The following is a 743-nucleotide window of genomic DNA, read 5'->3' as shown; positions in this document are numbered from 1 at the left end:
CAGTTCTTTTATTGGTATAAAAGAACCTATATCCTCGACAGGCTCGGATACGCTTCGCGAACAACTGCATTTTTAACCTAAAACTAATGTATTACACCATCTTTAATACATATTCTAATAATATAAGGTTGTAATATTTGCGTTTTCGCAAAACGTGCCTGTGGCAGCAACTTTGGCGAAGCCCGCCTGTGGCGTGTGCGTCAAAAAAGTTGATAACATTTATATAAAGTGTATCAGTTGACAAACTTAAAAAATTAAGTATATGCAACATATTATATTAATTAAAAAATTATAATAATTTTATCAGCTAATGTTTTGAAACAAGTATAAATTATTTTTTTAGTTATTGACAAAATTCCATATTTATCTTACTTTAAAAAATAAATTATAATTAGTTTAGGGTTAGTATTAATGTATATAGAAAGCGATATAATACGAGGTCATATAGATGCTGTTGTTCTGCATTTTTTGAAAGATAATGATTCTTACGGTTATGAACTTTCTAAATTAATTACTGATAAAACTAATGGAGAATATGAGATTAACGGTCAGACTTTATATAGTGCTATAAGAAGGCTTGAAGGAAAAAAGCTAATAGAAAGTTATTGGGGTGATGAAAGTCAGGGAGGAAGAAGAAAATATTATAAAATTACTGAAGAAGGTAAAAAGTTTTTGCAGGAAGAAAGAGAAATATGGCTATTTACTAAAAAGATAATAGATAAACTTCTTGATATTGAATAGAT

General features: G+C 28.3%; 1 protein-coding gene. It reads left to right on the top strand.

The window, feature by feature from the left end; translation table 11 throughout:
• Positions 1–411 precede the first annotated feature (411 nt).
• The gene (locus R4K56_RS14715; protein WP_014488735.1) at positions 412–741 is read left to right on the top strand and encodes a PadR family transcriptional regulator; all 330 of its coding nucleotides are present in this window, start codon (positions 412–414) and stop codon (positions 739–741) included.
• The last annotated feature ends 2 nt before the right edge of the window (positions 742–743 follow it).

Source organism: Brachyspira pulli (genome assembly GCF_036997785.1).
GTDB classification, from domain to species: Bacteria; Spirochaetota; Brachyspiria; order Brachyspirales; family Brachyspiraceae; genus Brachyspira; species Brachyspira pulli.
Note: the sequence above shows the minus strand (reverse complement) of the source record. Positions and strands in the feature narration are given on the sequence as shown.

Excerpts from the sequence above, each read along its gene's own strand:
- R4K56_RS14715 (WP_014488735.1), top strand. The coding sequence starts at position 412 with ATGTATATAGAAAGCGATATAATACGAGGTCATATAGATGCTGTTGTT.